This window comes from Pseudodesulfovibrio sp. JC047, assembly GCF_010468615.1.
Classification (GTDB): domain Bacteria; phylum Desulfobacterota; class Desulfovibrionia; order Desulfovibrionales; family Desulfovibrionaceae; genus Pseudodesulfovibrio.
The window spans coordinates 136,844-157,696 of the sequence record NZ_WUEH01000002.1; the positions used below are offsets into that span (position 1 = coordinate 136,844).

The 20,853-nt window shown below is 52.5% G+C and carries 19 protein-coding genes and 2 tRNA genes; 15 read left to right on the forward strand and 6 right to left on the reverse strand.

Annotated elements, in window-relative coordinates:
- Positions 1-40: 40 nt before the first annotated feature.
- The 6 genes from murJ to GO013_RS01950 are packed head-to-tail and all read left to right on the forward strand — an operon-like array spanning position 41 to position 5,676.
- Positions 41-1,588 (forward strand): murein biosynthesis integral membrane protein MurJ, encoded by a 1,548-nt coding sequence (gene murJ / locus GO013_RS01925; RefSeq protein ID WP_163808358.1) that lies wholly within the window; start codon positions 41-43, stop codon positions 1,586-1,588.
- Positions 1,588-2,403: a methyltransferase gene (locus tag GO013_RS01930; protein ID WP_163808359.1), complete on the forward strand. Its 816-nt coding sequence runs from the start codon at positions 1,588-1,590 to the stop codon at positions 2,401-2,403. Before murJ ends, GO013_RS01930 begins: the two co-directional genes overlap by 1 nt.
- A 17-nt stretch (positions 2,404-2,420) precedes the next feature.
- Positions 2,421-3,764, forward strand: coding sequence for an AAA family ATPase (locus GO013_RS01935; protein ID WP_163808360.1), 1,344 nt, complete (start codon positions 2,421-2,423; stop codon positions 3,762-3,764).
- Positions 3,754-4,716, forward strand: coding sequence for a metallophosphoesterase (locus GO013_RS01940; protein WP_163808361.1), 963 nt, complete (start codon positions 3,754-3,756; stop codon positions 4,714-4,716). The genes GO013_RS01935 and GO013_RS01940 overlap by 11 nt, the downstream gene beginning before the upstream one ends.
- Positions 4,706-5,026, forward strand: a complete 321-nt coding sequence (locus tag GO013_RS01945) for a hypothetical protein (protein ID WP_163808362.1) — start codon at positions 4,706-4,708, stop codon at positions 5,024-5,026. The genes GO013_RS01940 and GO013_RS01945 overlap by 11 nt, the downstream gene beginning before the upstream one ends.
- Entirely contained in the window at positions 5,023-5,676 is a 654-nt protein-coding gene (locus GO013_RS01950) for a hypothetical protein (protein ID WP_163808363.1), read from the forward strand. Before GO013_RS01945 ends, GO013_RS01950 begins: the two co-directional genes overlap by 4 nt.
- A gap of 948 nt (positions 5,677-6,624) precedes the next feature.
- Here the strand turns inward: GO013_RS01950 and GO013_RS01955 are convergent.
- Both GO013_RS01955 and GO013_RS01960 read right to left on the reverse strand, forming a co-directional pair.
- Positions 6,625-8,004: a peptidase U32 family protein gene (locus tag GO013_RS01955; protein WP_163808364.1), complete on the reverse strand. Its 1,380-nt coding sequence runs from the start codon at positions 8,002-8,004 to the stop codon at positions 6,625-6,627.
- A gap of 209 nt (positions 8,005-8,213) precedes the next feature.
- Positions 8,214-9,479: an AMP-binding protein gene (locus tag GO013_RS01960; protein ID WP_163808365.1), complete on the reverse strand. Its 1,266-nt coding sequence runs from the start codon at positions 9,477-9,479 to the stop codon at positions 8,214-8,216.
- A gap of 201 nt (positions 9,480-9,680) precedes the next feature.
- Between GO013_RS01960 and GO013_RS01965 the strand changes: the two genes are divergently transcribed.
- Positions 9,681-9,756, forward strand: a tRNA-Lys gene (locus GO013_RS01965).
- Positions 9,757-9,760: 4 nt separating this feature from the next.
- Positions 9,761-9,836: transfer RNA gene (locus GO013_RS01970), tRNA-Glu, on the forward strand.
- A gap of 113 nt (positions 9,837-9,949) precedes the next feature.
- Here GO013_RS01970 and GO013_RS01975 read toward each other — a convergent pair.
- From GO013_RS01975 to GO013_RS01985, 3 genes are all read right to left on the reverse strand, one after another.
- A complete protein-coding gene (locus GO013_RS01975) occupies positions 9,950-10,729 on the reverse strand; it encodes a hypothetical protein (protein ID WP_163808366.1) in 780 nt (259 codons plus the stop codon).
- 13 nt (positions 10,730-10,742) lie between these two features.
- On the reverse strand, positions 10,743-11,765 hold the full coding sequence (locus GO013_RS01980; protein ID WP_163808367.1) for a virulence RhuM family protein: 1,023 nt from the start codon (positions 11,763-11,765) through the stop codon (positions 10,743-10,745).
- 114 nt (positions 11,766-11,879) lie between these two features.
- The gene (locus GO013_RS01985) at positions 11,880-12,023 is read right to left on the reverse strand and encodes a hypothetical protein (protein ID WP_163808368.1); all 144 of its coding nucleotides are present in this window, start codon (positions 12,021-12,023) and stop codon (positions 11,880-11,882) included.
- Positions 12,024-12,164: 141 nt separating this feature from the next.
- Between GO013_RS01985 and GO013_RS01990 the strand changes: the two genes are divergently transcribed.
- The 6 genes from GO013_RS01990 (at position 12,165) to GO013_RS02015 (ending at position 17,807) form a co-directional block, all read left to right on the forward strand.
- Entirely contained in the window at positions 12,165-12,512 is a 348-nt protein-coding gene (locus GO013_RS01990; protein WP_163808369.1) for a helix-turn-helix domain-containing protein, read from the forward strand.
- Between the two features lie 8 nt (positions 12,513-12,520).
- Entirely contained in the window at positions 12,521-13,771 is a 1,251-nt protein-coding gene (locus GO013_RS01995; RefSeq protein WP_163808370.1) for a type II toxin-antitoxin system HipA family toxin, read from the forward strand.
- A 299-nt stretch (positions 13,772-14,070) separates the two neighbouring features.
- The gene (locus GO013_RS02000; protein WP_163808371.1) at positions 14,071-15,384 is read left to right on the forward strand and encodes an RHS repeat-associated core domain-containing protein; all 1,314 of its coding nucleotides are present in this window, start codon (positions 14,071-14,073) and stop codon (positions 15,382-15,384) included.
- A 613-nt stretch (positions 15,385-15,997) separates the two neighbouring features.
- Positions 15,998-16,687 carry a hypothetical protein gene (locus tag GO013_RS02005; protein WP_163808372.1) on the forward strand — a complete coding sequence of 230 codons (690 nt, stop codon included), beginning with the start codon at positions 15,998-16,000 and terminating at the stop codon, positions 16,685-16,687.
- Between the two features lie 94 nt (positions 16,688-16,781).
- Positions 16,782-16,937: a hypothetical protein gene (locus GO013_RS02010; protein WP_163808373.1), complete on the forward strand. Its 156-nt coding sequence runs from the start codon at positions 16,782-16,784 to the stop codon at positions 16,935-16,937.
- A gap of 528 nt (positions 16,938-17,465) precedes the next feature.
- Positions 17,466-17,807 carry a hypothetical protein gene (locus GO013_RS02015; protein WP_163808374.1) on the forward strand — a complete coding sequence of 114 codons (342 nt, stop codon included), beginning with the start codon at positions 17,466-17,468 and terminating at the stop codon, positions 17,805-17,807.
- Between the two features lie 76 nt (positions 17,808-17,883).
- Here the strand turns inward: GO013_RS02015 and GO013_RS02020 are convergent, their stop codons facing one another.
- Positions 17,884-19,233: a sigma 54-interacting transcriptional regulator gene (locus tag GO013_RS02020; protein WP_163808375.1), complete on the reverse strand. Its 1,350-nt coding sequence runs from the start codon at positions 19,231-19,233 to the stop codon at positions 17,884-17,886.
- Positions 19,234-19,519: 286 nt separating this feature from the next.
- Here GO013_RS02020 and GO013_RS02025 point away from each other — a divergent pair, with 286 nt between their 5' ends.
- Positions 19,520-20,596 carry a hypothetical protein gene (locus GO013_RS02025; protein ID WP_163808376.1) on the forward strand — a complete coding sequence of 359 codons (1,077 nt, stop codon included), beginning with the start codon at positions 19,520-19,522 and terminating at the stop codon, positions 20,594-20,596.
- Positions 20,597-20,853 lie beyond the last annotated feature (257 nt).

Below are 20,853 nucleotides of genomic sequence, written 5' to 3' on the forward strand. Positions count from 1 at the left end.
CAATGTCTATACAATTTCAAATGACCGTGCTGAGGATGCAGTGAACAGACACGCACAGACCATAGCGAAAAACGCGGCAGTGGTGGCAGGAGCCACGCTGATTTCTCGCATTCTGGGATTTGTCCGGGACATCATCGTGGCCTTTGCCCTCGGTGCCGGACTGTTTGCCGACGCGTTTTTCGTGGCGTTTCGCATCCCGAATCTCTTGCGCCGCCTCTTTGGTGAAGGGTCACTGACCATGGCCTTCATTCCGGTCTATTCCCGAACCCGGGAAGAGCACGGCGAAGCAGCGGCACAGGCCATGGCACGGTCCGCCATGGTCTGGCTCGCGGTCATTCTCATCGGCGTCACCATACTCGTCGAAATTCTGGCCCGTCCCCTGACCATGGCCATTGCCCCGGGGTTCATCGACAATACCGAACAATTCCAGGTCACCATCGACCTGATCCGCATCTGCTTTCCCTATGTCATCTTCATTTGCGGCGTGGCCCTGTGCATGGGTATTCTCAATTCACAAGGGCACTTCCTTGCCCCGGCCCTGGCTCCGGTGGCCTTGAATATAGCCCTCATAAGTGCCGCGCTGTTCGGCTATTTCATGGGATACAACGTCGCCTATTGCATGGCGTATGGCGTGCTCATCGGTGGGGCAAGCCAATGGTTCCTTCAACAACCCTTTCTGAAGCGGACCAACTTTTCATGGCGCGGCCCATGGTCATGGCGCAACAAGGGCGTGGCCCGGATGGGTTTGCTCATGCTCCCCACCGTGTTCGGTGCCGCAGTCTATCAATTGAATATCCTGCTCGGCACCCTGCTGGCCTCATTTCTCCCCGTAGGATCGGTCTCCTATCTGTATTATGCGGACAGACTGGTCCAATTCCCGCTGGGCGTCTTCGGTATCGCGGTCAGCACCGCAGCCTTGCCCAGTCTGGCACAACTCGCGGCCCGCAACGAAATGGACGAATATGACAAAGCCCTGTCCGCCTCATTGGGATTGACGCTGTTCATCGCCCTTCCCGCTGCCACTGGTCTCATCGGGTTGGCCCACCCCGTCATCGGACTACTCTTTGAACGCGGCGCCTTTACCGCACAGGCCGTCACTGCCACGGCACAAGCACTGATCGCCTATGCCGTTGGCCTGCCCTTCATCGCCCTTTCCCGGCCACTGGTCGCGGGATTCTACGCGCTGGAGGACACCCGCACCCCGGTCAAAATCGCGGTAGGCTGTCTCATCGCCAACGTGGGACTCGGTGTCTGGCTCATGCAGTCCTTGGCCCATGTGGGACTCGCTCTGGCTGTCAGCCTGTCCTCGCTGCTGAACTTCGGGCTGCTCCACATTTTTCTGACCCGCAAACGAGCAACGCGCCTCCTGCCTGCCGGGTCCACGCTCAAGACAGCGGCCTTGTCCATCCTCATTGGCTGGAGCGCATATTTAACCGCGAGCTGGACACCGTGGTGTCTCGTACTCATCCCGGTATGGGTGCTCATTTACATCGGGTTGGCCCTGCTGCTCCGCCTGAATGAGGCGCAACTTCTCTTCGCAATGATTCGCACTCGGCTCAAACGCGGCACACCGCCAAAGGGGGCATGATGGGCCATATCGATACCACAGCCATCCTCAACCGACGGGACCAATTCCCGCGCGGATTGACCCAGCCGGACGGCGGTTACCGTTTTTCGTTGGACTCCCTGTTGTTGAGCTGCTTTGCCACGGTTGGTCGGCGACACACAGGCATTGATCTCGGCTGCGGCTGCGGTGTCATCGGCATTGGAATGGCCCTGCGTCAGCCCGGAATATCCATCACCGGCGTTGAATTGAACCCGGACAGTCTCACGGCGGCACAGACAAATATCACGAATCTGCATCTGCACGACAAAATAACCGTCACCCCGGGAGACGTGGCCACATGGCGGTCTGAATCCGTGGTGAATTTCGTAGTGGCCAATCCGCCATATCGACAACTCGGCACCGGCAGAATCAGTCAGGGACAGGAACGGGAAACCGCCCGGTTCGAAGCACGAGCCACCTTCTCGGCCTTTGCCCGATGCGCTGCCATCGCACTCAAGACCCGGGGCAAATTCATCTTTGTTCACCTCGCGGAACGCCTCCCCGACCTCATGCACGATGTGGCCGAAGCCGGACTGGTTCCCAAACGAATGCAGCTGGTCCACGGACGAGCAAATGAAACCGCCAAGATCGTACTCATGGAAACGATGAAGGCCGGTGGTCCGGGTGTCACAATCGAACCGCCACTGATCCTGCATGAAGGCACTGGCCCGGCGACCCGTTTGACGCAGGAAGCACTGAATTTTTGCCCGTATCTGGCCTGTAATACCGGGGCAAAATCCGGTGAGTCGGCCAAGCAGGACCCCATTGAGACTCCTCCTGAAAAGACAGATCGATAACCCAAAAAATAGTCAAAATGATTAAAAAACTTATTATCGATAACTTCATGGCTCATGAGCATACCGAGTTGGAACTCGGTCCTGGCCTGACTATTCTGACCGGTGGCAACAACACCGGCAAATCAGCGGTGGTCGAAGCGTTGCGCTGTCTGGCGACCAACCCGGTGCCGAGCCATAATATCCGGCACGGGGCCAAGGAAGCCCGGGTCAGCGTGGTGCTTGATGACGACACGAAGGTGGTCTGGATTCGCAAGAAGCGGTCATCCGGCTATGAACTCTGGAAACCGGGTGCCGAAGAACCGGAAGAGTATTGGAAATTTGGCCGAACACCGCCGGAAGACATCCGCGCCGCCCTCAAACTGGATCTGGTGGAACTCGAATCCGGCGACCCCGTGGATATCCATGTCGGCAACCAGCGCGAGCCGGTTTTTCTACTCAACAAACCGCCGAGCAATGCAGCGGCCTTTTTTGCCGCGTCCACGGAAAGCGCGCATCTGCTGGCCATGCAAAACCTGCTGAAACGGCAAACCACAGACGCCAAACGACAGGCCCGGGAGCTGGACACCCAGACCGATCACATCGAAACGTCCATCGATAAACTGGCCCCATTACCGGACATCGAACTCCATCTGGACCGGACCCGAGAACTCGAAGCCGTGGCAACGGACTTTGAAAAAACACTCCCGGCTCTGGAAAACGCGTTGAAAAAGCAGCAACGGCTCTCCCAAAAACTGACCCGGACCACAGCGAACAAGGCCCTTCTGGAGACGATTTCCCCCCCGCCTGAAACGGCGAACACCACCGCGTTGAATACCCGAATTCACGCCCTGCAATCCCTTGAGAAAAAAGAAAGGACGGCAGCGTCAAATCGCGACGTTCTCTCTCGGCTCCAGCCACCGACTCCACTTCAGGAAACCACACCGCTGGCCGCACTCATTCACGCGCTCCACACGGCCTCGGATGCGCTGCACACCGCCGAAACACAAACACCCGTTTTCGATCGGCTCAACCCGCTTCCCTCCCTGAATGCAACCGATGCACTGGCACAGTCCATCGACACCATGTTGGCCACACGCTACCGGCGCGCACGCCTTGCCCGATGGGAAACGGTTCTGCATCAGATTGCTCCCCCTCCCGATATGGACTCTACGGACATGCTGGGACGAACTTTGACGCGAATGAGCGAACTCAGCACGCAGATCGAATCAACACGGGCAGACCTTGCGGTCTTGGAGAAAACATTGCGGACGCACGAAAAAACCGTGGAAAAACGACTTCAGGAACTGGGGCGTTGCCCCACCTGCGGCGGCACCATGACCGCAGCCACATTCATTGATTCCGGGAGTGACCATGACGCTTGAACATGTTCACGGCAACGGCCTGTTTTTCATCGCGGACCCCCATCTTGCGGACCATCCGCCGGGTCAACGGCTCCATGGCTACCTCGATCAGGTCATGAACAAAATCGAGGCCTGTCTCGATCAGGCACAGGAACTGGGCATGATTCCGGTCTTTCTGGGCGATCTGTTTCACTGGCCCCGTGACAACTCCAACAAGATGCTTGTGGAACTCATTCGCATCTTTGGGTCGCGAACCTCGATTTTCCCCATCTGGGCCTTGGTGGGCAACCACGACAAATACCAATCCCGGTTCACGGAAGACGTGTCGCTTGCGGTGCTCGAAGCCGCCGGAGTGCTCCATCTCATGAAGGACAGCGGTCCGCAATTCATTCTCGAGACTCCAACAGAACAGGTGCTCATCTGCGGTACCCCGGACGGGTCTCCGCTGCCCAAAAAATATGAGCATCAGCCCGATGATCCGGAAACCGTGCTCTGGGTGACCCATCACAACATCCAATTCCCCGAATTCATTGACCGGGCCTATTCCATCAAGGAGCTGCCCGGCATCGACTGGCTGGTCAACGGTCACATTCACCGTCCGCAGACCACCATCACCAAAGGCCAGACCACGTGGGCCAATCCCGGCAATATCACCCGATTGACCTTCAACCGCCGGTCCATGGAACGTGAACCCGCAGCGTCCATCTGGACACTGGGGTGCGAAGATCTGGTCCCGTGGGTGGTCCCATTTCTGCCCTTTGACCACGTTTTCCCGGACCAGGAACTGCCCGCCGAGGAACTCGCTGCCGAAGGCGAGTCAAAATTCATCAGCGGACTGGAACGACTCGCGTGGCAACGCACCCATGAAGGCACCGGCCTGAAACAATTTCTTCAAGAAAACCTGAGTACCCAAACCCCGGAAGGACATCTTATCTGGGGACTCTACGAGGAGGTCACACATCATGACGAATAACCATACGGACACCACACGAGATTCCCGCGTCGAACAGGAACTCAAAGAACTTCGAGACGACTATCAACACTTATGGGAGCGCAAGGTACGCACAGAGCAGGACGTCGACACCCTGACCACCCAGTTGGAGACCCTGAAGCAACAGGCTCTGGCTGAATACGGCACCAGTGACATCAACGAACTCCAAACATTGTTGGAAGAGAAACGCCAACAAAACGAGAAGGTTGTCGCCGACTACCGCGAACATATCCAACAAATACAAACCGAACTCGAGCAGGTTGAAAACGCAGTGGATGGCGAAAAGGCATGACCCTGGACGTGGACAAAAAAGCCCTTCGAAAGGCGGAACGTCGTTTGGACAGGCTCTCGGCATTGGCCGAGACCCTGCACAACGAGCATGGTCGCATCCGCGAAAAACAGACGTCAATACAGGAATTTTTGACACTGGCTCCAAAGGCCCGAGACACATTGGAAGCCCTATCCACGGCCTTGTTCGGCAAGATTCTGGATGAGGTCGAAGCCAATCTGACCCATGCCATTCGAGAAATTCTCGGGCAGGACCGGGTGGTCACCACGGTGCGAGAGGTCAAGAACAACCGGCTTCAAATTCAGTTCCAGATTCGCAATCAGGGCAAGGAAGACGAAATCGAGGACATCATGACCGGCCAAGGCGGCTCGGTCTGCAACATCCTCTCTGTGGGATTGCGGCTCATTGCCCTGTCTCAATTGCCAGAGGAGCATCACCGACCTTTCCTCGTGCTCGACGAACAAGACTGCTGGCTCAAGCCCGCGCTTATCCCGAAATTCATGCGACTCATCGAAGCCATTGCCGACAGATTGTCATTGCAATTGCTCGTCATTTCACATCATCCACTTGATCTCTTCGCGGCTTCCGCCCACCGTATCTACGAACTGGTCCCGGATGTCGAGCGCGGCTCCACCATCAAGCTGGTCAAATAATCGACCAATTTTCGCTGAACACCTCTGGACAAACGAAAAACCATACTTATTTTTGTAATACAGGGAGGACCCAGAAAGGGGTCCATGACATAGCCAAATTACCGCAACGGAGGGTACAGTCCGTTAAACCACGATTCACCATATATCAGCGAAACGAGTCGCGACCATACACAAATTAGTGTGCGCATTACGCCCCAAATGGGGATGGCCTGGATAGGCAAAGCGCACTTTTTTTGCGCCCTCCACCAGCCCTGCCAGCGGTCACCTTCGGTGCGACCAGGACGCTGTCCTGGACCTGCCAAAGGCCCCTTTGAAAAGGGGCCTCTGGACTCTCCGAAACTTTTTATTGCTCGCTTCGCTCGAGGCTGTCGGCAGCCTAAATTCGAGCGAAATTGAAAAAAGATGAGTAAAAATGCCTTCGGCGACCAAAGAACCCTTTGAAAAGGGTTCTCTGGACTCTCCGAAACTTTTTATCGCTCGCTTCGCTCGAGGCTGTCGGTAGCCTCAGTTCGAGCGGCTCTTGGAAAGACGTTATAAAAAATTGCATTTTTTACAGACTCTTTTGAAAGATTTTAAAAAGTACATTTTCTGCAAAGGTTCTTAATTCTATAATTTTCCCTTCTTCTCTCTTACTTCTTTACCCATCCCCTCCTTCTTCAATCCCACTCAATCGATAACGGATGCCCTCGCCGAAGGCGCGCCAAAAAGTTCTGGAGGGGAGTCCAGAGGGGAACCTCTTCCAAGAGGTTCCCCTCTGGCCGCCGGAGGCATCCCTCATCCCATACCCCACACGACAGCCGTGCCCTTACGCGAACACGCACACCTGCCGAAGGCACACAAAAAGTTTAGGAAAAAAGAGAGATAGGGGGTCTGGGGGAAAGGGAGAGAAAACCCCTTTTCAAAGGGTTTTTCTCTCCCTTTCCCCCAGCCGCCGGAGGCAATTCTTACTTACTTATTCAATCCTGGTGTGCGAATGAACATGCCGGGCTTGATTCCGGGATAGTCACATTGCAGGACATGTTTTTGACCGGGATGGGAGACATCGAGCCGTTCGCCGAGATCATTTTCCACACTAAATTCGGTGGATGACAAACGTGGCCGAACCATGCCGGGAATCAATAATTCCATATCGTTGGAAGTTGTCCAACGGGATTTGGTCTGAATACACCACTTGCCGTCCGCAAGGGGTTCAAGCACCCGGGCCAAAACCGAATGTTTTTCACCGGGGGCAGGCGGTTCGGCAATAACGCCACGAGCCTGGGGATCAAAAAAACCTGTGGTCAGAGGCCGGGTGGCCGCATTGACCAATTCAAACAAATATTTTTCTGCCTGAAATTGATTGAGCGCAACGTCATTCAACCCGGTCCGATAGGCATCCACCACCTGAGCAAGATAGGCGGAACTCTTGGTCCGACCTTCCAGCTTGATTGACGCAACCTTCATGCGGGCGAACCATTCGAGATAATGCAGCAAACAGAGATCTTCCGCCGCAAAAAACTTTGTCCACCGCTCGGTATCCAGAGCGATCGAAACCGCTGGATCAGCCACGGCATCAGCATCGGCTGCCGTGTCGAAAACGAAATCATCAGACGGCGTATCAAAGGTAAAATCATCACACGGGGACGGTCCTTCTTCCCGAATCTCCCACAGATTCTCGCCGGGACGGGTCCGCTCCTCGAATGTCACGGACGTGGGCCGATATTCATAGCGGCACGGATGGGAACATTCACCCAAATTACCGGGACGATCGTTCAAAAGCGCGGACATGTAACAGCGACCGGAAACAGCCATGCACATGGACCCGTGAACAAACACCTCCAGCTCCATGTTCGGCATCTGTTTACGCACGACTTCGAGCATCTCGGTCAACTCGGCAGAACGCAATTCACGCGCCACATTGACCCGTTTGGCACCATTTTCACGCCAGAAGCGCACGGATTCCGAATTGGATGTATTGGCCTGCGTGGACACATGGACGGGTATCTCGGGCAGTTCTCGGCGTAACAATCGAATCACGCCGGGGTCGGCCGCGATCACGCCGTCGGGCTTGAGTTCACCCAGGGTTTCGATCTGCTCGCGAACCTGCGCCATCATGGATTCACGCGGATAGACGTTGAGGGTATAATAGGCCTTGACCCCCGCCTCTTTGGCCTTGGCCAGACCAAGAGCGAGGCTGTCCTTGTCAAAACCTCCGGCTCCCGCTCGCAGATTCAGGCCATCGCCGCCAAGATAGACGGCATCCGCACCATATAAAATGGCGGTCTCCAACTTTTCCATGTCACCCGCTGGTGCGAGTAACTCCGGTATATATGTACGAGTCTCTGACATGGGCGCCACGCTACATGAAACAGCATCGGTTCGCCAGCGGGAAATACGCCCTGTTCAGCCATTTCCCCGCCTTTTTGCAGGCTTTGACCGACAAATGACGTTGCGAAAAAATTTCACTGAAAAAGGTTTGTGTCCTCAAATGACCGTGGACACAAAAACACCCGCACCGACGAATCGATGCGGGTGAGTCATGAACGAGAGAAACGCGGTTAGTCCCAGGTGCGCTTGTCTTCGATGGGTCGGATCTGCGGAGGCAGCGTCCCAGGAGCAAGCACCTTGAGAATCGGGCGCAGTTTGATTTTTTCACGGAACAGGTGCAACAGCTCGTCTTCCTGATTGAACTGTCCTGCTTCGATGGACAAAATCATTTCATCGATGCCACCGGGGTTGGTGACTTCGATCTGCCAACGCTTGACCTCTTCGAAACGTGCCATGACCTGTTCGACCTGGTGCGGGTAGACAAACATGCCCTTGATACGGGCGGTGGTGTCCACGCGGCCGACAATGCCACCAAGACGGGGGCTGGTCCGGCCACAGGCGCAAGGAGAACGATCCAGATAGCCGAGATCGCCAGTAGCGAGTCGGATGAGCGGATACGTCCGATTGAACGCGGTGACAACGATTTCGCCGACTTCGCCGTCCTTGAGCGGGATACCCGTGTCAGGATGGCAAATTTCGACAAAGGCGCGGTTGGACAGATGCAGTCCGTTTTTGTGGAAGCATTCGTATCCGATACAACCAACGTCAGCCGTGCCGTAGCCCTGACGCATGATGCAGTCGAATTTCTTTTCCAACGTGGAGCGCATCTTTTCAGAGAATTTTTCGCCAGTGACAAAAGCGACTTCGAGGAACAGGTCCTTCCGCAGGGACAGACCCATTTCTTCAGCTTTCTGAGCCAAATGCATCAGATAGCTGGGAGTCCCGACATAGCCGGTCACGCGCAACTTCTGCATGATTTCGATCTGCGAATTGGTATTACCGGGTCCGGCGGGGACAACGGCGCAGGAAAGATTGCGAAGGGGTTCTTCGAACATCAGCCCGGCGGGAGCGAGATGGTAATTGAAGGTGATCTGGGACAGGTCACCGGAACGGAATCCGGCGGCGTAGAAGCCTTCGGTCCATCCCCAGTAGTCTTCGGAACGGTCTTCCGGATCAAAGATCGGTCCCGGCGACAGGAAAACACGCTGCAATTCGCCCAAATCCTTGGTCAGCAACCCGCCAAGACGGGGTCCCATGGACTGAAGAAAGATGAGTTCTTTTTTCTTGATAATAGGGATATGCTTGATGTCATTGAGTACGCGGAACTTGTCCACATTGAACTGAGCACGATCAAAACGCTTCTTGACGTCCTCGGAATACCTGTAGGCATACGAGAGCAGTTCCTTGAGCTGCAACTGGTAATATTGCCTGCGTTCCGATTCGTCCAGTACCTCCCGACGAGAATAAATTCCCTCGGTGCGATCCTTTCTTGTCATATGTATACTCCTTTGACTGGATGATTTCCCATTTTCAACAGGGAGCGGGACTATACCATGTCAAATATATTTTGCAAGAAATATTTTTTTTTGATAGCGATCTCAAGGGGTTACAAAAAACCTCAAAAATAAACGAAATCTTTTTCGAAATAAACTTGACAGAATAAAACCAAATAGATAGACATACCCTCCTTGGAACGCGGGTCGTTAACTCAGTTGGTAGAGTATCTGCCTTTTAAGCAGAGAGTCACTGGTTCGAGCCCAGTACGACCCACCATCGCGTCCCCATCGTCTAGTGGCCTAGGACTCCGGCCTCTCACGCCGGCAACACCGGTTCAAACCCGGTTGGGGACGCCACTAGAAGAATAACGGGCTTCATCTTTCGATGAAGCCCGTTTTTTGTTGTGTGAAAATTCGTGTAAATTGGATTCTGAAATCCTCGGAGATTGGTGTTTTGAAGACTATAACTTTTAGCACTCATCATCACCGTCTAAAAATTCCACATACGCAATGTCGCTATTAGGGACGGCGCAGTCTTTTCCGTCATAATCACAAACGGAAGCACCACTGACAGGTAGATCATTCGAATATGTGTATGCGTAGTAAAGCGCAGCTTCAATGGTCCCTTGGTTTACTGCTGAATCCTCTGAGAACTTCACCACACAGGGGGTGAGGGCTTCTGAGACTTCATCGTATATTTCGTCGCCGAATTCGCGAGCATAGCCATCACATATGTCCACTATAATTTCAGGGAGTTCTAGATAATCGTGTAGAAACAAATCCTTAGCACGACAGGCAATTTCCCGAACTAACATTCCATATGGGCCAGAATGATCAGAATCGTCGAACTTGATATTGTATTTGTCATCATCAACACCATTCTCGCGCATATCTTTAAGATTTTGGTAATCTTTGGTTCCCTCAAAGATTAAAAACAACGTTTCCCATATTAAATCTAGGGCTTCGCTCAGTGGCAATATCCCGTCTGAAAAGTCATTGCTTTCAAAGGTTCTAGTAAGATGAAACCAGCATACCGACTCGGTTTCACCAGGCTCTCCGAATTTTTCTACAGCGTAGTCATAGAGGTATTCTTCGGGTGCTACATCTGGCGAATTTTCAAAATCAGAATAGATAGCTTCTATGTCGATTGATTGCAGAATATTAATTAAGTCAGCCTGCTCGCAATCGAAGCACTCGCTTAAACTTTCAATTGTAGACTCGCCGTCTTCGCAATCCAAAACAAATCCCATTTCGCCTCCCTAATTAGAACTTTTTCTGCTCGATCCCTTTTAGCAACTCCTCAAAATCGCGCTCGGCTTCGATCTCCGCTTCTTCCAACTCCCGCCGCCTACGGGCGTCATCAAACGCCTTGTATTCACCATAGGCATAATTCTGAGCCTGTTTGTGGGAGACTGTACCCGCGTTGTTCAACACTTCCCACTCGTTGAAATCGATAAAGCGGTCGGCTATCTCAACCCATTCCTGCATGGTGATGCGTTGCCGCTTCTCGGCACGGGTCTCGGCATGGTCGAGGAACATGTTCACGAGTCGGTCCAACGTGGAAAGTTCATCCTGTTGGAGGTAGTTCTTGGAAGTCACGACATCGCCCTTGCGGACCACATCTCCTTTGAAGTTGGTCAATCCCATGTTGGGCAAGGCGGCATGGGCGCGTCCAACCACGATTTCAGCGGCGGTTTTGCCGGTGATGGCGAACAGCATTTTGTTTTGGATAGTTTTGAAAAACGTCTGGGCGGTTTCCGACTTGCTGTCATAGTCAGAGCTGGTCTGTGAAAAGAGGTCTCTCACCTTTTGGTAGAATCGCTTCTCCGAGGCCCGGATTGTCCGGATGCGTTCAAGGAGTTCGTCGAAGTAGTCCCAACCACCGGGGTTCATCAACCGCTCGTCGTCCATGGTAAAGCCCTTGACCATGTATTCCCGCAACCGTTCGGTTGCCCATCGACGGAATTGGACGCCCACAGACGAGCGGACACGGTAGCCTACGGCGATAATCGCATCCAGGCTGTAAAACCGGGTATTGTATTTTTTCCCATCACTTGCAGTTATTAAGTAATCCTTAATAACTGCCTTTTCATCCAACTCGCCTTCCTCAAAAATATGTTTCAAATGCTGATTGATGTTTGATACTGAAACTTGAAAAAGCTCAGCCATAAGCTTCTGGCTGAGCCAGGCTGTTTCATCCAAGAAACGGACCTCAACTCGGATGTTTCCATCAGGGGCCGGGAATATGTCTATCTGGGACTGCGGGGCTGGCATGTTGTCGCTCATTAGATATCCTTTTCAAGGTTGGTTGCGCGATCATAATACAGGCCGCTCTTCACAACAAGTCCGCACGGACAAAAGAAAACCCCGAGGCGTCAATCTCCGAGGATTTATTTCAAATTAGCCAAACACATCTTCCACAACATTCTTGATCCCCCCTAACCGATGCAGGTACAGCTCTGTTGTCATCAAATTCTTCTGCCGCAAGATGGCCTGAATGATGGAGATGTCCACTCCTTCCTGAGCCTGTATCCAGGCCGACAAAGCCGGGGGAATTCTCAGTCCGTTTCAAATAAGCACACGGTTTCCCTGCAACAAATCCTCTGTTTGCACGAATCTGAAAACTAAAGTATAGTTTCGTCAAAACCATTTAAACGAAATTATAATTTCGTCTTGGAGATGTGTATGGGGAAAATATCCAAAGCGGCGAAGGCACTTTCCCCTTCTGCCCTGACCGCACTGGGACAGCTCGGGACCAATATCCGGGAAGCCAGAACCCGACGAGGCATGACACAGGTTGAGCTTGCCACGCGGGCCTCCACCAATCATGTCACCCTGAAAAAACTGGAACAGGGGCAACCTTCTGTCGGCTTGGGCGTGCTGGTCCAGGTGCTGGACATCCTGGGGCTGGTGAATGATCTGCCACTCCTGGCCAATCCAGACACGGACTCGGTCGGAAAATCGCTGCAAGACCTCAAAAGACCGCAGCGGGTCCGGTCCTCATCAAAGAAACAGGATGCACTTGATTTCTAGGAGGCACCATGTCCACGGATACAACATATGTCTATATCCACCTCGGCACCGCTTTTGTCCCGGCAGGCCTGCTCTCCATGCACCAGACAGGCAAAGACGTTGTTTCTTCTTTTGCCTATGGTCGCCGATACCTTGCTCGCAAAGATGCCGCCCCGATCGACCCGCTTCAATTGCCGCTTGGCCAGAATGAATATCACGCCAAGGGTCTATTTCGAGCGTTTCATGATGCCAGCCCGGATGGTTGGGGAAGGCACCTGCTGGACCGTGCCGCTGAAAGCGAAGGGGTGGTGCCCTCCGAGTTCGACTATCTGACAGTCCTCAATCAGCAGGACCGTATCGGTGCGCTCGCCTTTGGCCCGGACCTCAATGGACCCCGGCCATCAACACCTTCATGGCGACCACAGACACTTCACGGAGAGCAGCTCGATCTCGAACGAATGCTGCAAAATGTCGATACCGTCCTCAACCATGAAGCCCTGCCGCCCGACCAACGGCGGTTCCTGATACGCGGTTCGTCCGTTGGTGGTGCGCAACCAAAGGCTACCATCGAATACGAAGGACGCCACTGGATTGCCAAGTTTTCACGAGAGTTTGAACACTGGCCCACGTGCCGAATCGAACTGGCCGCCCGGAACTTGGCGGCCCGGTGCGGCATCAGGGTTCCGACGTGCAAAATGATAGAAGTCGGCGGTCGGGATATTTTTCTGACGGAACGGTTTGACCGGGGCATATCCTCTGCCGACCGCATCCACTTTCTTTCGTCCATGACGCTCATCGGCTCCGACAGCATGACCCTCGGGACCTATGGTGACATCGCCCTGGCTCTCCGACGCTTCGGCATGGCCGATCATCTCAAGGACGACCTTCACGAACTCTTTCGTCGCATGGTCTTCAACATCCTGTGCAACAACTGGGACGATCATCTCAAGAATCACGGATTTCTCTATGATATCCCCAGCGGCAAATGGCGACTTTCTCCCGCATACGACATCGTGCCGCAGCCCCAGCGGGACGGCAACGACGCAAGCCGCCTCACCCTCGGCATCGGCAAACACGGTCGAGTCGCCACACTCGAAAACGCCCTGTCACGATCTCAAGATTTTGCTCTCGACCGCGATGACGCCCGTCAAATGGCTCATCAACTCCAGACAACCGTTCGTCAAAACTGGAAAGAGGCCAACAAGGAGGCAGGCGTTTCGACAGACAAGCTCCGCCTCCTTGAAGAAGCGTACCGAGTTGCGCTTCAAGGCGAAAAATAAACACACATTCCCGACACAATTGAGGAACTTATCGAAAGATGAAGTCCCCTTTTCAAATGCGATTTTCCATTTTGTGGAAGATCTCAATCCTTCATTGGACGCAACGCCCTCCTGAAACCTGTCAAACGAAAAATGCGGATATTTGACGGTATTTTGCCGTCAAGTCGCTACACGAGGCCGACATCGCGCGGCATTTGGCCGACACTGACCGGTTGTGCCCGTTTGCGCTGAAAAACCCGTGATACGCTCTTCGCAAAGACTGACAGGGCCGTGTTGCTCAGTGGCCCGAAGGAGAAAACATGAGCGTATTTGAATGCAGGCTGAAGCGTGACCAGAACGGTCGCATCGTTGCAAAACAGGAAATTGTTGCGGGCAGACCCATCACCTGGACGTATTCTTATGACAAGGAGGGGCGTCTTTTCGAGGCACACCTTGATGGACGGTTGATCTGCCAATGCTACTATGACAGGGAAGGCCGCCGACAGCGAGACACCTTTCCGGCTACCGTTGGATCGAGCTATCGGGACTATCGATACACCCCTGACAATCGGCTGATACGAGCGGGCAACAACACGTTTACCCATGACAAAAACGGATTCCGATCCATCTGGTCAAACGGCGGCACATACTCCCTTTACGAGTACTCCCCGGACTACCGGCTTCTCAAAATGGAAGTGGAGGATCAGAATCGCGTGTACACCTATCGCCACAACAAAGACGGACAGCGGGCCGCAAAATATTTAAACGGCCAACGTGTCGAGGCATACCAATGGCTTGATTTCATTCGCCTTGGCGCGTTTCACGATGGACACAGGGCCTACGAATTCCACTATGCAGACAAAAACCGCCTGCCGTCATCCATGCGCCGCGAGGACGGGACCGTATTTACCCTGCATTACGATCAGATCGGCACCCTTCGGGTTGTTGCCGACGAGTCCGGCAACGTGATAAAGGAAGTGCTGTACGATCCCTTTGGCGGCATCATCGAAGACACGAATGAGGGCTTCCGAATCCCCATCGGTTTCGCAGGGGGCCTCCATGACCGAGATCTCGGCTTTGTCCGCTTTGGCTGGCGGGACTACGACACCTTCACAGGCCGATGGACTGCCCCCGATCCGATAGGGGACAAGGGCGGAGACCCGGACTGGTACGGGTATTGTTTGGATGATCCGGTCAATGCGATTGACCCGTTGGGGTTGGAAGGAGGCTTCTGGGGTGGAGTGAAAAAAATAGGAGCCGGTCTTGGTCAACTGTGGGACAAGGCTCCTGCGGGTATTGGTGCGGCTATCACCAAGGGGACAAAGGGGGCAGGAGAAGATCTCAGCAAGACGGGCGAAGCTTTTGCAACCAACAAGGATTTGCAGAAATATACAGCGATTGCCTTGGGAGCAGGAGCCTTGCCCATTGCAGCGGCAGCAGGCACGACAGTAGCCCCAACCGTAGTTGGAGCCGCCATGCAACATCCTGATAAATTGGCAGCAGGAGTTAAAGCCGCCTACGACTTCACATCAAGTGCCGTCATAAAGGGACCGCCTGAACCGTCTCTTCCCGGTTATTTAGGGGGAGGTTTAAGCGAGGCGTATGAATGGTACGAAACGAGTAAGGGGAAGTAGATTGAAAATAAAAATCTTAGAAATGATGTTGAGTGCAGTCATGACAATACATGGAATAGGCATGATCGTGACGAACGACTTTGAATATAGAGGTTTCCCCATCCCGGAGTGGGCAGCATATACGTATGCGCTGGGCGGTATCAGCATACTTCCTCTGGCTTGGTTCTTTCGATCACGAAACAAGAAATAGAAGATAAAGCCCCTGACAGAAAATGCGTCGGGGGCTTCTTTGTATCGCCGAATTCCTTGGAAACGGATGGCACACAACCAACCGAATCACGATCATCTGGCCCAGCCGAGACGAATGACAGACAAATCCTTTCATACGAACAAAGAAACACCTTCCCTCGACCATATATCACTGAAACAGTGACGTATTCACCCTGCATTACGATCAGATCGGCACCCTCCGGGGTGTTGCCGACGCGTCCGGCAACGTGATAAAGGAAGTGCTGTTTTTTCTCATCGACGGGACAACGACATCGCTGGTTCAACGAACTGCCCCTCAGGATTTGTGCTCCTGGAAAAATTCGATAATGTTTTCAAAAAATCCTGGAGCACCAAATAATCTCAAACAAAAAGGCCGCCTTCGGGCGACCTTTTGGAGAATGGCATGTATAAATGGTTCCAACTTTTTGTCATGGCCTTTTTTATGGTCACTCGCGCCGAATGCTCTATAGTAGATGGATATGAAACTGACATTTCATTGGAAATCCTTTCCTTGGGAATAAAGTTCATTCCGGCTTTTCTCGCCCTGACCGGAGTGAAATTGTGGATGCGGATAGCCGCGGTGAGCTGGACCATTTTCGGCTTTTCAAAAATCGTTTGGGGCATATATTTGTTGACCCAACGAACTCCACCCAATTCGTACGACATCTTTTTGGGCTTTATCATTTGTTGCTTGGCCTACACCCTTTTTGTTCAGGAAGGCTCGAAACAGACTGATCTTCCCCTGTGGAAGGTCATATTGTGTTCACTGGCCTCTGCGGGTTTCTGGATTCCCGTACTGCGAATGACGGAACCAGCAGCCCATATTGCAGCACTGTACACCATCATAGCGATGGAGTGTCTGTTCATGACCATACCATACATATACATCGCGAGAGGAGGAAAGCGTTGGCCTTTGGGGGCAATTTTCATGGCTTTTGCAGCAGTTGGTTTCTCGTGGGGAGCCGTCCAACACGTCATGGACAAGAATTTCCATTCATTCGGTTTATGGTTCACTGCTCCGTATAGCGTCCTTTTGCTCTGGCTTTCATGGGGAATGTGGAAAAAGCAAAGAGGCCGAAATGGGCTCGTTTAAATGCTCTGTATCAAAACGGAAATTGTGGGAGGGAGCCTTGCCCATTGCAGCGGCAGCAGGCACGACAGTAGCCCCAACCGTAGTCGGAGCCGCCATGCAACATCCTGATACATTGGCAGCAGCGTCACAGATGACGGTAGATTTTGCTTCTGGAGCTTTTGATGAAGGGCCACCGCCTGCCTCGTGGCCTGGTTATTTGGGTGGTTTTGTTGGCAAAGGTCATACTGCGTATAAAAAAAGGAAAAAGTAGTGAGAGTTAAGCCGATAGAAATCATGATGAGCCTGACAATGATAATAACAAGTCTCCTAAGCCTCAATTCAGATGTGTCCTTTTTTAAGGGGTTCCCTGTTTATACCTGGGTAGAGTATATTATCTTGGGCGGGGGGCTTGCAATCCCCATTCTCGCTTGGTTTCTTCGCTCTCCATCCCGCAATAAAAAGGACGAATGAACAACGAACTCCCCTGAAGATCACACTTCAGGGAAGTTCAATAATTTGAAGTAAGTAGAGTTGTTACGAGAACTTCCATGCAACATCCTGATACATTGGCAGCAGGAGTTAAAGCTGCCTATGACTTCACATCAAATGCCCTCATAAAGGGACCGCCTGAACCGTCTATTCCTGGTTATTTAGGGGGAGGTTTAAGCGAAGCGTATGAATGGTACGAAAGGAGTAAAAGGAAGTAAGTTGAAAATAAAAATCTTAGAAATCATGTTGAAACTCCTGATATCGAACCTGTAATTGACGGACTTCCTTTACCTCTTATCGAGGAGACTCAATGACAGACAAAAATACCCCTGTGTTTCCGATCTTCATATTTGAAGGGCACGACATCAGTGTCTTTCTTTCCTCCGACAACATGAGCAATTATTTAGAACACTATGATGTTATGGATTCCCTTTTTGTGGGTTATGATTTTGAAGGGAGACTGCTGGATTTATACGTTGAAGAGGACATGAGAGTTCAATGCAAATTGGCCAGCACTGACAAAAACAACCCTGAATTATTGCAAAAATTAACAGAAGCTTTGACTGACACACCTTACCATTCTCTTCTGGTCAATAATCTAATGAAAAAAATCTATGCTGTCGCCTTATTCACCGAGAAAGGGTTCAAGTAATGATTTTTAATAGAGACACAATAAGCCTTGGAAGGATCGGATAACGATCTTAAAAAAGTGTCAAACGCCACCCCTCTCACTCCTTTCGTTCCTCTTGGTACCGGATGCCCAGCCGACGCATTTTGCGGTAGAGCGTGCTGGGATCAATGGCCAAATCCCGGGCGGCCTGGCCTCGATTTCCATGATGCCGCTGCAAGGCTTCTTCAATAAGCACACGTTCCATCTCTTTGAATGAACATGGCCGATCTCCACGGCCCAAGGGAGTCGCCTGACTGCGCAATTCCGGGGGCAAATGCCGGTATTTGATGCGCTCCCCCCGACACAGCACAAAGGCCTGTTCAATAATATTTTCCAATTCTCGCACGTTGCCGGGATACTCGTACTCCAAAATTCGGGCCATGGCCCGCTCGGACAATCCGGCGACAGCCTTGCTTTGCAGATGATTAAATTTTGTCACCAAATGATCGACCAGAAGCGGTATGTCGCCCCGACGCTCCACAAGCGGGGGCAACACCAAATGCACCACTCGAATACGATAATACAAATCATCCCGGAATGTTCCCTGACGCACCAGTTCCGCCAAATCCCGTTTTGCCGCCACAATGATTCGGACATTCACCTTGACCGGGTCCACCCCGCCCAACGGTTCAATATATCGCTCCTGCAACACCCGAAGCAACCGAACCTGAACCACCGGGCTGAGATCACAAATTTCATCCAGAAAAATCGTTCCCCCCTCTGCCAACGCGAACCGCCCGGGCTTGTCCCGTCTGGCATCGGTAAATGCCCCGGCTTTGTAGCCGAACAGTTCGGATTCCAACAAGGTATCAGGGAGCGCGGCACAGTTCACCGCCACAAAACGCCCCTTTCTTCGGGGGGACAAATTATGAAGCGTGCGGGCGAACAGTTCCTTCCCGGTTCCGGTGCTGCCTTCGATCAGGACTGTACTCTCGCTCTCGGCAACCAACGGCAACAACGCAAACAATTTGGTCATGGCCGGGCTGCGGCCAATAATATCCTTGAACGTGTACCGGGCTTCAAGAGCCTTGCGCAATTGCTCGACCTGCGAAAGATCCTGAAAGGTCTCCACCCCACCGATAACCAGCCCTCGCTCATCTCGGAGCAGGGCTGTGGCGATCCGAACCGGCACCCGCTCTCCCTGGGCCGTGGTAATGTGCGTGGTCGCGTTCACCACCGGATGTCCCGTGCGCAACGTGCGTTCCATGGCACATGACCGTTTGCACAAATCCGCTCGAATGATATCTCGACACTGACAGCCCTCTGCTTCATGACGAGAGACCTTGGTGATGCGTTCGGCGGCGGCGTTGAACGATAGGATACGTCGCTCCAGATCCACAGTGAACACCCCCTCGTTAATGGAATCGAGAATGGTGTCATGAAAACGATTTCGAGATGATTTCTTCATCAGGAATTCCCCCCGGTAAACGGCTTCCTTCCCTCTTTCCACTCCGAAAATCATGCATTGTGCAAAAGACTATGCGCTCTATCGTGCATTCTGCACGTTTCCTTGCAACGGCCGGCACAGGCAAAAAATTATTCCAATAAAAATCAGGCAATTAGAAGCACTCAATCATGGCACAACTGTTGCTTTTTCCATACCATGAAAAGGGTGACTGGCACTGCAAAAAGCCCGAGAGAACACCACTTCATCCAGAGCCGGCATCCCGTTGCAATCCAAACAAGGAGGAGTCATGCGAATTGGACTGTTCTGTTTCCTGTTTCTTGCCGGTGCCTGTCTCTTGATGACAGGTCCCACTCTCGCCAAGGATTCGGCAGACACGGAAAAGTGTTTTGCCACCAGCCTGCACCACACGACCAGAGGCATGGAACACTGGTACGATGCCAAGGACGGTTTCAGTGCCGTGACCGGGGTGCCGTACAAGGATTTGGGTTGCAAGAACTGTCATGTGACCTCATGCAACGACTGCCACTTGGTAAAAACAGAAAAAGGATACGCCTACTCCACGGAAAAAGCCAAAAAATCTGAAACCTGTCTCAAATGTCATTCACGAGAAAAAGCCACATTGAGCATGGACAAGGCCAGAGGCTTCGAAAGTGTCCACATGACCAAGATGAGCTGTTCCGAATGTCACTCCCAACGCGAAGTCCATGGCGATGGCACCTGCTACGAAAGTATGCGCGCTCCGGGTGCGCTAGATACCAAATGTACCAACTGTCACACGCAGGACGGCGGCGAAGGGCCGGATGTCCCGGATTCAAAATCACACAAAATTCACACTGAAAAGCTTGATTGCACGGCTTGTCACGTCTCCAACACCATGACCTGTTACAATTGCCATTTTGGTGTTCTCAAGGAAACAGGCAAGAAGTCAGAGAGTTTCGCCGCCAAGGCCAAGGACTTCCTGCTTCTGGTCAAATACGATGGCAAAGTCACCAGCGGGACCCTTCAGACGTTGGTCGGACCGGATAACTATCCCTTTGTGACATATGTCCCGTATCTCACCCATTCCATTATGGCCGAAGGCCGCACATGCGAACAATGTCACGCCACCGAGGCCGTCTCCGCACTGGCCAAAGGAGAAAAATACGCGCCAGGAATCGTTCAAGACGGCAAGCTCTCCTTCAAAAAAGGCGTGATTCCTCTGGTTCCCGATCTGCTGGATTGGCCGTTCCTCGAAAAGAAGAAAGGCGCTTGGGTCCCCTTTACCCCAATCAACAAACCCATGGTCCAACTCGGTGTCTATGCTGAACCATTCAACACCGATGAACTCAAAAAGATGAACACCAAACAAACATATACTCCATAGCCACCCCCCACCCCCGCTATGGAAAAGATTCAGGGCCATGGTCGACCATGGCCCTCTTTTTGTTTTCCAAAGATGTCGATACAAAAATCGAGATTCTCATGCAGGCTCCTTATATTTAGAACAAAATTCATTACACTCTCTCCATTTTCTTCGAATATTCTCCTTCAAAAAAACGCTGTATGTCATGTGGGATCAACAAACAGTCCCAGTCCGATATATCTCCCATTTCCATGCCCCCGACTCAACAAAAGCTCCTT

Coding starts and splice junctions, on each gene's coding strand:
- GO013_RS01930 (WP_163808359.1), top strand. CDS start 1,588: ATGGGCCATATCGATACCACAGCCATCCTCAACCGACGGGACCAATTC.
- GO013_RS01935 (WP_163808360.1), top strand. CDS start 2,421: ATGATTAAAAAACTTATTATCGATAACTTCATGGCTCATGAGCATACC.
- GO013_RS01940 (WP_163808361.1), top strand. CDS start 3,754: ATGACGCTTGAACATGTTCACGGCAACGGCCTGTTTTTCATCGCGGAC.
- GO013_RS01945 (WP_163808362.1), top strand. CDS start 4,706: ATGACGAATAACCATACGGACACCACACGAGATTCCCGCGTCGAACAG.
- GO013_RS01950 (WP_163808363.1), top strand. CDS start 5,023: ATGACCCTGGACGTGGACAAAAAAGCCCTTCGAAAGGCGGAACGTCGT.
- GO013_RS01955 (WP_163808364.1), bottom strand. CDS start 8,004: ATGTCAGAGACTCGTACATATATACCGGAGTTACTCGCACCAGCGGGT.
- GO013_RS01960 (WP_163808365.1), bottom strand. CDS start 9,479: ATGACAAGAAAGGATCGCACCGAGGGAATTTATTCTCGTCGGGAGGTA.
- GO013_RS01975 (WP_163808366.1), bottom strand. CDS start 10,729: ATGGGATTTGTTTTGGATTGCGAAGACGGCGAGTCTACAATTGAAAGT.
- GO013_RS01980 (WP_163808367.1), bottom strand. CDS start 11,765: ATGAGCGACAACATGCCAGCCCCGCAGTCCCAGATAGACATATTCCCG.
- GO013_RS01990 (WP_163808369.1), top strand. CDS start 12,165: ATGGGGAAAATATCCAAAGCGGCGAAGGCACTTTCCCCTTCTGCCCTG.
- GO013_RS01995 (WP_163808370.1), top strand. CDS start 12,521: ATGTCCACGGATACAACATATGTCTATATCCACCTCGGCACCGCTTTT.
- GO013_RS02000 (WP_163808371.1), top strand. CDS start 14,071: ATGAGCGTATTTGAATGCAGGCTGAAGCGTGACCAGAACGGTCGCATC.
- GO013_RS02005 (WP_163808372.1), top strand. CDS start 15,998: ATGTATAAATGGTTCCAACTTTTTGTCATGGCCTTTTTTATGGTCACT.
- GO013_RS02010 (WP_163808373.1), top strand. CDS start 16,782: ATGCAACATCCTGATACATTGGCAGCAGCGTCACAGATGACGGTAGAT.
- GO013_RS02015 (WP_163808374.1), top strand. CDS start 17,466: ATGACAGACAAAAATACCCCTGTGTTTCCGATCTTCATATTTGAAGGG.
- GO013_RS02020 (WP_163808375.1), bottom strand. CDS start 19,233: ATGAAGAAATCATCTCGAAATCGTTTTCATGACACCATTCTCGATTCC.
- GO013_RS02025 (WP_163808376.1), top strand. CDS start 19,520: ATGCGAATTGGACTGTTCTGTTTCCTGTTTCTTGCCGGTGCCTGTCTC.